General features: G+C 69.8%; 11 protein-coding genes. 3 read left to right on the top strand and 8 right to left on the bottom strand.

All coding sequences use genetic code 11. The annotated features are described in order from the left end of the window. Positions 1-180: 180 nt before the first annotated feature. The 3 genes from ACFWMR_RS25610 to ACFWMR_RS25600 form a co-directional block, all read right to left on the bottom strand. Complete coding sequence (locus tag ACFWMR_RS25610) at positions 181-921, bottom strand: hypothetical protein (RefSeq protein WP_378274036.1); 741 nt, start codon at positions 919-921, stop codon at positions 181-183. Between the two features lie 78 nt (positions 922-999). Further along, positions 1000-1527: a hypothetical protein gene (locus ACFWMR_RS25605; RefSeq protein WP_378380177.1), complete on the bottom strand. Its 528-nt coding sequence runs from the start codon at positions 1525-1527 to the stop codon at positions 1000-1002. 295 nt (positions 1528-1822) lie between these two features. Beyond that, positions 1823-2548, bottom strand: a complete 726-nt coding sequence (locus ACFWMR_RS25600) for an SDR family NAD(P)-dependent oxidoreductase (RefSeq protein WP_378380176.1) — start codon at positions 2546-2548, stop codon at positions 1823-1825. A gap of 94 nt (positions 2549-2642) precedes the next feature. On the opposite strand from ACFWMR_RS25600, the gene ACFWMR_RS25595 reads away from it, so the two are divergent. From ACFWMR_RS25595 to ACFWMR_RS25585, 3 genes are read left to right on the top strand one after another with little or no spacing between them, the layout of a single operon-like run. Further along, a complete protein-coding gene (locus ACFWMR_RS25595; protein ID WP_378380175.1) occupies positions 2643-3194 on the top strand; it encodes a MarR family winged helix-turn-helix transcriptional regulator in 552 nt (183 codons plus the stop codon). 37 nt (positions 3195-3231) lie between these two features. Further along, on the top strand, positions 3232-3999 hold the full coding sequence (locus ACFWMR_RS25590) for a hypothetical protein (RefSeq protein ID WP_378380174.1): 768 nt from the start codon (positions 3232-3234) through the stop codon (positions 3997-3999). Further along, a complete protein-coding gene (locus tag ACFWMR_RS25585) occupies positions 3996-4667 on the top strand; it encodes an NAD(P)H-binding protein (RefSeq protein ID WP_378380173.1) in 672 nt (223 codons plus the stop codon). Before ACFWMR_RS25590 ends, ACFWMR_RS25585 begins: the two co-directional genes overlap by 4 nt. Positions 4668-4673: 6 nt before the next feature. Here the strand turns inward: ACFWMR_RS25585 and ACFWMR_RS25580 are convergent, their stop codons facing one another. The 5 genes from ACFWMR_RS25580 to ACFWMR_RS25560 all read right to left on the bottom strand — a co-directional run bounded on the left by ACFWMR_RS25580 (position 4674) and on the right by ACFWMR_RS25560 (position 9572). Then, a complete protein-coding gene (locus ACFWMR_RS25580; RefSeq protein WP_378380172.1) occupies positions 4674-6059 on the bottom strand; it encodes a sensor histidine kinase in 1386 nt (461 codons plus the stop codon). Next, the gene (locus tag ACFWMR_RS25575) at positions 6056-6754 is read right to left on the bottom strand and encodes a response regulator transcription factor (protein WP_378380171.1); all 699 of its coding nucleotides are present in this window, start codon (positions 6752-6754) and stop codon (positions 6056-6058) included. The genes ACFWMR_RS25580 and ACFWMR_RS25575 overlap by 4 nt, the downstream gene beginning before the upstream one ends. A 90-nt stretch (positions 6755-6844) precedes the next feature. Next, positions 6845-7222, bottom strand: a complete 378-nt coding sequence (locus ACFWMR_RS25570) for a DUF6069 family protein (protein WP_378380170.1) — start codon at positions 7220-7222, stop codon at positions 6845-6847. Then, complete coding sequence (locus tag ACFWMR_RS25565; protein ID WP_378380169.1) at positions 7219-7632, bottom strand: DUF6069 family protein; 414 nt, start codon at positions 7630-7632, stop codon at positions 7219-7221. The genes ACFWMR_RS25570 and ACFWMR_RS25565 overlap by 4 nt, the downstream gene beginning before the upstream one ends. Beyond that, complete coding sequence (locus ACFWMR_RS25560; protein ID WP_378380168.1) at positions 7629-9572, bottom strand: multicopper oxidase family protein; 1944 nt, start codon at positions 9570-9572, stop codon at positions 7629-7631. The genes ACFWMR_RS25565 and ACFWMR_RS25560 overlap by 4 nt, the downstream gene beginning before the upstream one ends. Positions 9573-9583: the final 11 nt, after the last annotated feature.

Here is a 9583-nt window from a genome sequence, read left to right as displayed (position 1 = left end):
TTTTTCAATATTTTTTCTTTGGGGGGGGGGTTTTTTTTAAAATTGGTTGTTAAAACAACATTATACCCCCACACCTCTCACCCTGGATGGCAGGTCCCTCGCCGCCGACCTGGATCAGGGCGGCAGAGAAGGAGACTGCCCGGGCGACACGCCGGCGTCAGTGGATCGCGCCGCGGCGGATCACGGAATGACGCGGTTGCGCAGGTTGTTCGGGTACGGGCCTTCGCCGTGAATGTTCAGTTCGTTGCCCACCTCGAAACTGTAATAAGGGTGCGAGGTGAAGTAGCTGTCCAGATTGGTGCCGCCGAAACAGATCAGATCCGCGCCGCCACCCGAATTGGGGCCGTTGCACAGACTCAACGTCGGATATCGGAACGAGTCCAGCGGCCGGAAGCCCGCGCCGCCCGGACCGGGTACGGGCAGGTGCCCGATCAGCCCGCCGGGGTCACCCGGCCAGTTCGACTCGCCCGGCTGCCGCCGCCCGTCGGCGAACAGCACGCCCTGGATGTTCCGTCCGGGCGGCTCGGTCTCCAGCACCGTGCCCGCGACGAGCGCCCCGAGGCTGAACCCGACGATGTAGACCTTGGTGTCGAGGTCGCAGCCGTAGGTGACATACAGGTTGTAGAGCGCGGTCCTGAGGTTGGCGACGCCGGCGTCGACGTCGGTGTACAGGTTGATGTCCGCTTCGGCGTTCGGGTACGGAATGCGCACCGGGTTGGCGCCGCCCGGCGCGAGCCCCGGGTCCAGGAGTTTCTGGGCCCCGCCGTCCCGGTATCCCGGCACGACGAACATGACCGGCCCGCACGCGCCGTCCGGCCGGGCGGCGGCCGCCAGCGCCGCTCCCGAACCGGCGATCGCGCCGGTCAGGGTGACGATGGACAGGACGGCGGTCGCGAGCAGGCGCGCTTTGAGTCTCTTCATCGGTCTCTCCCCACTGTCGATCTTCCGTGTCGAACAGTAAGGAGGCGCGATGAAATAACGATGAAACGCCGATAATGGTTACTGTCCGACAGGTCGGCGCTCCCGGGCGGCTCGGCGATGTCCAACGATCCGGTCGTGCGTTCGTGGCCGAAAGCTGCTTCCGGAACGGAACGTGACCACCCCGGCGGCCAATGATCCGGATTCCGCGAGTCGCGTCACCCGTTGGGGTAGCTCGCGCTCGTCGACGACGAGATCGCGGCCGATCAGCAGCAGGCAGGCTCGTTGGGTGACCGCGAGTTGTTGCCACCGTTGAGGAAGGTCGACGTCGGCGTGGCTGAGCAGGGGGCGGACGCGTGGCCAGTGGACGGTGAGTCGCGTCTGCCTCCCGTGAGCGGACTCCTCCGAGGTCGCCTCGATCAGCCAGCCGGGAACGGGCGCCAGCGGAACACGCCGGATGTCCGTGGTCAGCGGCAAGCCGCGGGATCGCGCCGCGTGCGGCAAGGCGCCGGGTCCGTGTGCCGAGTGCCCGTCCATCAGGAGCGCCGCGAATTCGCGTTCCCCGAATGTCCAGACGATGCCTTGAAAGCGGATCTGGGTCCCGTGCATCGACAACCCCCCGGTTTCGAAAGTGGCACGATCACCCGAGGGTAGGCCTGGAATGCCCGTGCGCCAGGGACTTCGGAGCGAAGATCACCTCAAGTGACCAAGGTGATTAAATGGGAGGTAATGGTTCGCAAATCTGCTGGGGAAGGCGACCGGTGGCCGATTTCAGTCCTGCTCATCAAGCCGCCGAGATCGACGGCCACGTGTAGTCCGGCGAGCCGCTGCGGACCCCGGCGTCCTTCCGACGGCGGTCGAGGACGCCAACGCGCCCCTGAAGGCGGATCTGTAAGCGATCCCGCTACCTGGTCGGGTGGGCGCCGCCGTTGACGCCGAAAGTCTGCCCCGTGATGTGCCGGGCACCGGCGGAAGCGAGGAAGTACACCGTTTCGGCGATGTCGGCGGGAATTCCGGCGCGGCCGGTGCTGGTCGCGTCGACCAGTTGCTCGGCTCGCTCGGCGGGGAGCTTGTCCCGGAAGAATTCGGTCTCGCGGATGTAGCCCGGTGACACCACGTTCGCCGTGATCTTGCGGGCGCCGAGCCGCTTGGCCAGGTCGACGTTCCACGACGCGAGCCCGGCCTTGGCCGCGCCGTACGATCCGGCGCCCTGGTCGGCGGCGATGGAGCCGATGTGGATCACGGATCCGCCCGGTGCCAGGTCGTCCTCCGCCGCGGTGGTGGTCAGCACCGCGCTGATCAGGTTGGCGTCCAGATTGGCCCGCCAGCGCGCGAGGACCCCGGCGAGCCCGTCCGGCTCGGGGAGGTCGAAGTCGGTGTTGCCACCGGCGTTGTTGACCAGCACGTCGATCGGCCCGTCCAGCTCGGCCAGCGCGGTGGTCACCTGCTCGGGATCGGTGCTGTCGCAGACGAGCGGCCGGACCGACGAGCCCAGCCCGGCCGCCGTCGAGACCAGCACGTCCTTGCGTCGTCCGGTGATGTACACGACGTCGCCGGACACCGCGAACTTTGCCGCGACGGCCTTGCCGATGCCCGTACCCCCGCCGGTGACCAGGATCGTCCGAGTCATTCATCCTCCTTGGTATGCGCCGGTTCCTGCTCATGTTTAGGCCTAAATGATAGGCTCGGTGTCGTGCTCCTGACAACCGCGGTGGAGGGCTGAGATGAGTGAAGCGTCCGAAAAGGACGCCGCGGACGAGATCGAGGCGGCGTGGCAGCGTGAACGGCCCGGCACGTCGACCGCGTCCATCGGCATCGTGACCCGGGTGTGGCAGCTGGCCAAACTGTTCGGTGAGGACCGTCGCCGTGTCCTTCTCGACTCGGACATCGATCCGGCCACCCTCGACCTGCTCAGCGTGCTCCGGCGCAGCTCACCGCCGTACTCGCTGACGACCAGGGAACTGGCGAGGCTGACCCTGGTCACGGCCGGAGCGATCTCGCAGCGGGTGGCCCGCGCCGAACGCGATGGGCTGGTCGAACGGCACACCGAACCGCCCGGCCGCAGCGTGTACGTGACGCTGACCCCGGCCGGGCACGCGCTGGTGGAGCAGACCGTCGATCGGGTGCTCGAACGAGAGCTCGAACTGGTTTCCGGGCTGAGCGAAGAGCAGCGGGACCAGTTCGCCTCACTGCTGCGCGTGCTCCTCGGTCACGTCCAGAGCCGATGCGGTGATCACGGCGTTTCGCATGTCGGTGATACCGGTACGGTGCTTTGACGAGCGTGGCGTCAAGAAGTCATCGGGGGAGAAACGTATGACCACCACACCATTCGCGCCGGACAGCGAGGCGGCGTTCGCTCGTGCCCGGCGCAAGTACCTGATCGCGATGTCGCTCGGCCCGATCGCGTTGGTGGCGGTGTGCGTCGTTTCCATTGCGGGGCCACGAAACCGGGGTTCGATCCTGCCGGTGCTGGGGCTTCTCGCGTTCGCGCTGATCCTGTTCCTGATCGGATACGCACGGCGGGACTCGCCCGTCCGCTGGAACCGGGTCGCGGCGATCAGCGGGGTCGTCGCGGGGGTTTATGGCGCTGTCGTGGTGCTGGGCTGGCGCGAGGCGGAGAACCGGCTGCTCATCGCCATCGCCGTGCTGGTCGTCCTCTCGCTCGTGCCGTGGCTCGCCGTGCGGAACGCGTCGGCCTCGGTGCTGGCCAGGCCCAACGGCGCCCTCGCCGGCGCCACGGCAGAGTTGTCCTTCGCGCTCCGGGACGAGGCCGACGGCTGGTTCCTGATCCGCGAGGACGAGGTCGCTGTGCGGATCCGGCGCAAAGTCCGCCGAAACCTCGACGACGATCACGACGCCGTGGTCTCGTTCTCGGGCATCGCCGGGGTCGAGGTCATCGATCTGCCCGGTGACGGCGAGGTCGAAATCGGTCTGGCGTACGCCATCACGCCCAGCGCCGGGCCCGCCTTGCGCGTCCGGGTGGACGACAAGGAGATCGACCTCCGAGACGAGTGGATCGTGCCGATCGACGAGGCCTGGCAAGCCGCCGAGGCCTTGCGTTCGCGGAGGGGAATCGCATGAAGATCGTCATCGCCGGTGGCCACGGACAGGTCGCCCTGCGGTTGACCCGGATCCTCGCCGGACGTGGCGATTCCGTCGTGGGCATCGTGCGCGACCCCGGCCACGTCGACGACATCGAACGAGCGGGCGGGGAAGGCGCGGTCCTCGATCTCGAACAGGCCACCGTGGACGAGGTGGCCGCGGTCCTCGCCGGCGCGGACGCGGCCGTCTTCTCGGCGGGCTCGGGCAGCAACGCCACCCCCGAACGCCGGGACAGGATGGACCGGGCCGCCGTCGTGCTGGTCATGGACGCGGCGGAACAGGCCGGTGTGCGACGGTTCCTGCACGTCAGCTCCATCAACGTGGGCAGCGCCGACGACAGCGGCATCGGTGACGGGTACGCCACCTACCTGCGGGCCAAGCGGGCCGCCGAGGAACACATTTTCGCCAGGGACGAGCTCGACTGGACGGTACTGCGGCCCGGCGTGCTCACCGACGACGATGGCGACGGCACCGTCGAACTCACCGCCGGGGACAGGGTCGGGCCGAAGGGCGCCCGGTTCGACCGAGTCGCCAGGGAAGACGTCGCCGCCGTGCTCGCGGCGCTCCTCGACCGGCCCGGCACCGCCGGCCGGATCTACGTGGTGGTCGGTGGCGAAACCCCCATCGCCAAGGCGATCGACGGGTAGCCGAAGTCAGCGGCTGAGGGGAATCCTGACCCGGAAGGTGGCGCCCGCACCAGGCCGGGATTCCACCGCCACGGTCCCGTCGTGCGCCGTGATCACGGCGGCGACTATGGACAGCCCCAGTCCGGCGCCGCCACCGGTGTCCGCCCGGTGCGTCCCGGCACGGTAGAACCGCTCGAACACCCGTGCGCGCTGGTCTTCGGTGAGCCCGGGACCCTCGTCGGACACCGCGACGAACACGTGATCGTCCTCGGTGCCGAGTTCGACGCGTGCCGGAGTGCCCGGCGGGGTGTGCTGGCGGACGTTGCCGAGCAGATTGGCCACGACCTGCCGCAGCCGGTCCGCGTCGCCGGTGACGACCGCCCGCCCGGCCCGGTCGAACTCGATCGGGCGATCCGGTTCGACCGCGTGCGCGTCGGCGATCGCGTCGGTGACGACCCGCGCGAGGTTGACCGGTTCCCGTTCGAGCGGGCGGCCTTGGTCGAGCCGCGCGAGCAGCAGCAGTTCGTCGACGAGCTCGCCCATCCTGGCCGCCTCGGCCTCGATGCGGCTCATCGCCTTCGCCAGGTCGTCCGGCCTGCTCGCGGCCCCGCGCCGGAACAGCTCGGCGTAGCCCATGATCGTGGCGACGGGGGTGCGCAGCTCGTGCGAGGCGTCCGCGATGAACTGCCGCAGCCGTTCTTCGGAGAGCTCCCGGTCGCGGAACGCGGCCTCCAGCCTGGTCAGCATGTCGTTGAGGGCGAGCCCGAGCTGTCCGGTCTCGGTGTCCGGCGACGTCTCGGCCACCCGGCGGGTCAGGTCTCCGTCGCCGATCGCGCGCGCGGTGTCCGCGATCTCGTCGAGCGGGCGCAGGTCGCGCCGGATCACCCTGGGCACGAACAGGCCGACGGCGCCCGCCACCAGCAGGGTCACCACGACTTCGAGGAGGGCGACCTTGCGCAGCATGGCGTCGTGCTCGGCGAGTCTCGTGCCGACGATCAGCACCTCGCCGCCCGGCAGCCACGACGCGCGCAGCCGCCAGTCCTGGCCGTCGCCGCCGTCGACGCGCTGGAACCGCGCACCGTCGGGACTGTCCGCGGACGGCTCCTCGGGCCGCAGATCGGATCGGGGTGCCTCGCCTTCGAGCAGGTACACCCGGGCGGCGCCGGTGCGCGGGTCGACGACCTGGACCAGCGACGGCGCGCCACCGTTGCGGGCGAGCGCCTGCCAGAACCCCGCACCGGTCGTGAGTCCGTCCGACACCTCGGGCAGCGCGCGGGCGCTCGCCGTCAGCTGGTCGTCGGTGAGCTCGACGAGGTATTGCCGCACCGCGCCGAAACCGACGACCGCCCCGCACAGGATCCCGCCCAGCAACAGCACCAGCACGGTGCGGACCAGCCGCCTGCGCAGCGTCATCCGTCCTGCCTCGGCGTCCGCAGGATGTAGCCGACCCGCGGCACGGTGTGGATGAGCGGCTCGCCGTTGCCGTCGATCTTGCGCCGCAGGTAGCTGATGTAGGTCTGGACGACCCCGTCGTTGCCGTTGAAGTCGTATTCCCAGACGTGGCCCAGTATCTGCCGCTTCGTCAGCACCTGTTCCGCGTTCACCAGCAGGTACCGCAGCAGCTTGAACTCGGTCGGCGTGAGGTCGACGAGCTTCCCGCCGCGCCGGACCTCGTGCAGGTCTTCGTTGAGCGAAAGGTCGGCGAATCCCAGCACGGCTGGCGACCGCGCGCCGCTGTGGGTGCGCCGCAGCACCGCCCTGATCCGCAGTACCAGTTCTTCCAGCCGGAACGGCTTGGTGATGTAGTCGTCCCCGCCCGCCCGGAGCCCGGCGATCTTGTCCTCGGTGGCGTCCCGCGCGGTCAGGAACACCACCGGCGCGTCGAACCCCGACCGACGCAGCCGCTGGCAGATCTCGAGGCCGGAATCATCGGGCAGCAGCACGTCGAGCACCAGCAGATCGGGCCGGAACCGCTCGACCCCCGTCATCGCCTCCTGGCCGGTGCCCGCCACGGCGACCGTGTAGCCCTCGTACCGCAGCGCCGTGATCACCAGGTCGGCGAGGTATGGCTCGTCCTCGACCACGAGTATCCGGCCGTTCCCGTCCATCCGCCGCGTCCCTCCCCACCACACCCAGTGTGCCGGAGTTCGGGTGTGAGAGCTCTGCGAAAGTTCTGTGAGAACGGTGGGAAGCTCCGGTCAGGCCCGCCGGGGCAGCGTCGTCACGAGCACCACGGCGACGGCCACGCAGAGCCCGCCGAGCCAGAGCCGCTGTCCGCCGCTGAGCTGCGTTTCGAGCGCGGTGTGCACCAGGGCGACGAGCAGTACCGCGGTCGCCAGCGAGTACCAGAGCGGCAGCGCCCGCGCCCCCGCGAACCGCTCCAGCAGCGCCAGCGCCGCCCAACCGCCGATCCCGCTCAGCAGCGCGACCACCACGACATACAGCAGCGGCAGGTCCACCGTCTCACCCGATTTGCGGACCGTCTCGACGTCGGCGTCGAGCAACAGGCCGAGCACCCACACCAAGGCCGCGGCCGCCGTCGCGCCCGCGACGCCCAGTGTTCGCGCCAAGATCATCGCTCCTCCTCGTGCCGCCGTACGGATGTCCAGGCCAAGGGCGGTACCAGGGCGAGGGCCAGCACCACGGCGCGGATGGTGAGCACGGTGGTCTGGGTGGCGGACAGTTCCGCGCGCAGTAGCGTGCGGACCAGCACGACGCCGAGTGCGACGGCGGCGCCCGCCAGCCACAGTGCGAGCGCGCCGCGTGGCAGGAACCGTTCCAGCGCCGCCAGCGTCGTCCAGCCGAGTACGCCGGAGACCATGCTCACCGTGATCACGTCCAGTGCTTCGAGTGGCACCGCCTCGCCGCTGCCCCGCACGGTCAGCACTTCGACGCCGGCCAGCTCGGCCACCGCCCACACCAGCAGCGGCGCGGCGACACAGGCGAGCACGGCCAGTGCCCGGATCAGGCGGCGGCGGGACTTCATCCGTGGTGATGCCCTTCGTCCAGGCCGGACACCAGCGCCAGCACTTCCGGCGGGGTGACCACGAACGGCCGCATCATCGCGTGCTCGTGCTCCAGCAGATGGCAGTGGTAGACGTAGCGCCCGGTGGCGTGGCCGAACCGGCCCGCGACGGTGACCAGCTCGGCCTTGCCGTCCTGGCCGGAGGCCACCCGGATCACGTCCTTCCAGCCGGTCTCGTGCGCCTCGAGCTCGGGCTGGGACAGGAAAGTCAGCGGGGTCTTCGTCCCGCGGATCCGCACGTCGAATCCGCGCGCGTCGAACAGTTCCCGGCGGAAGGCCTGGAAGCGGACCAAGTGGATGTGCATCGGATGCGGCGGTCCGCCGAGGTTCAGGAAGGACCACTCTTCCCAGGCGTCGCGGGGCACCGTGTACATCGTCGCGTCCTGGTAGCCGGCACTCATCCGCCGGTAGGTCCGAAGCTTCCCGTCCGCGCCTCGAAGCTGGACGATGCCATCGCCGGGGATGGTGACCTCGGCCGGGTCGACCTCGGTCATCTCCCACATTTCGGGGTCGCCGGGGCTGCCCGGCGGCGTCAGCACCACCAGCCGCCGGGTGACGTCCGGCGGCAGATCGGCGGGGGTGAGCCTGGTGAACGACGGCGCGAGCTTCGCGGGGAGCCGGAAGTCGTCGTGGCCACGGCGGCCGACGCGGAACTGCAGCACGTCCGGCTCGGCGATGCCGTTGCCGGGATCCGGCAGGCCGGGGGCGGTGCCCGGCCTGGTGTTCACCAACCGCAGGCGGCGGCCGGCGAGGGCGCCGAAATCGATCAGGATGTCGGCGCGCTCGGAGGAGGAGAGGATCAACGGTTCATCCACAGTGGACGGTGCGCCGAGCAGGCCGCCGTCGCTGCCGATCACCTTCAGCGCACCGGGCACGACGACGTTGTTCTCGTCCACCAAAACCAGCCGGAACACCCGCGCGTTGGACGCGTTCAGCACACGGAACCGGTACCAGCGGGGTTCGACCTCGAAATAGGGCCAGATCACCCCGTTCACCAGTGTGTACGGTCCGGCGAACGGCACGACGATCCGCGCGGGCTCGGTGCGTGCGATGGAGATCTTGTGCAGCAGCGCGCCGGTGGGCTTCCCGGCCGCGTCGAGATCGAGGTTGCGGTCGCACAGCACGAGTGGCACCTCGTACTTCCCGCGCGGCAGGCGCAGCGCGGATTCCTCGTCGTCCCGGATGAGGTACATCCCGAGCAGGCCGCTCATGAGCGTGAACCGCGAGATGTGCATCGCGTGGTCGTGATACCAGAGCGCGGTGGCGGGCTGGTCGTTCGAGTATTCGGACAGCTGCGATTCACCCGGCGACAGACCGTTCTCCGCCCAGCCGTCCTGTCCGCCGCCGCTGTGCGCGCCGTGCACGTGGACCGCGGTCCACGGGGTGAGGCCCGCGACCGCCGCCAGCGGGGTGGCGCCGTCGCGGCCCGGATAGTTCGTCGGCGGCACGCCCGGCGGGCGGCCGGGCACGGTGTCGGGGATCTCGACCGCCACGATGGGCAGTGGCCCGGACAACTCGTTGGTCCACGCCACCCGTAACCGTCGCCCGCGCTGGACTTCGATCGTCGGCCCGGGGAAATGGCCGTCGTATGTCCACAATGGAGTCGGTGGCAGGTGCGCGTGCAGTTTGACGTTCGCGACCCGCATCCGCACGGTGAGATCACCGCGAGGGCGCAGCACCGGGGGGATGGGCAGCGCGTCGGCGAACTTGGGCAGCAGCAGTTCCGGCACCCCGGGCACGCCCGGGTCGGCGCGTGCCTCGCGTTCGCCGACCAGCGCGGGCCCCAGCACGGTACCGCCGAGCGCCGTCGCGCCCGCGACCGCGGCGCCGACGCCGAAGAGCAGACGGCGGCGGCTGAGATCGGTCGGGTAGTCGTCGAATCCATCGCTCGTCTCCGTCACCTCGCTCACGC

Source organism: Amycolatopsis thailandensis, assembly GCF_042723255.1.
Lineage (GTDB): Bacteria > Actinomycetota > Actinomycetes > Mycobacteriales > Pseudonocardiaceae > Amycolatopsis > Amycolatopsis thailandensis.
The sequence above is the reverse complement of the archived record's forward strand: the minus strand, read 5'-3'. Positions and strand labels throughout refer to the sequence as shown.

Bases quoted from the DNA above. Each gene is read 5' to 3' on its own strand.
- ACFWMR_RS25610 (WP_378274036.1), bottom strand. From the start codon at position 921: ATGAAGAGACTCAAAGCGCGCCTGCTCGCGACCGCCGTCCTGTCCATC.
- ACFWMR_RS25605 (WP_378380177.1), bottom strand. From the start codon at position 1,527: ATGCACGGGACCCAGATCCGCTTTCAAGGCATCGTCTGGACATTCGGG.
- ACFWMR_RS25600 (WP_378380176.1), bottom strand. From the start codon at position 2,548: ATGACTCGGACGATCCTGGTCACCGGCGGGGGTACGGGCATCGGCAAG.
- ACFWMR_RS25595 (WP_378380175.1), top strand. From the start codon at position 2,643: ATGAGTGAAGCGTCCGAAAAGGACGCCGCGGACGAGATCGAGGCGGCG.
- ACFWMR_RS25590 (WP_378380174.1), top strand. From the start codon at position 3,232: ATGACCACCACACCATTCGCGCCGGACAGCGAGGCGGCGTTCGCTCGT.
- ACFWMR_RS25585 (WP_378380173.1), top strand. From the start codon at position 3,996: ATGAAGATCGTCATCGCCGGTGGCCACGGACAGGTCGCCCTGCGGTTG.
- ACFWMR_RS25580 (WP_378380172.1), bottom strand. From the start codon at position 6,059: ATGACGCTGCGCAGGCGGCTGGTCCGCACCGTGCTGGTGCTGTTGCTG.
- ACFWMR_RS25575 (WP_378380171.1), bottom strand. From the start codon at position 6,754: ATGGACGGGAACGGCCGGATACTCGTGGTCGAGGACGAGCCATACCTC.
- ACFWMR_RS25570 (WP_378380170.1), bottom strand. From the start codon at position 7,222: ATGATCTTGGCGCGAACACTGGGCGTCGCGGGCGCGACGGCGGCCGCG.
- ACFWMR_RS25565 (WP_378380169.1), bottom strand. From the start codon at position 7,632: ATGAAGTCCCGCCGCCGCCTGATCCGGGCACTGGCCGTGCTCGCCTGT.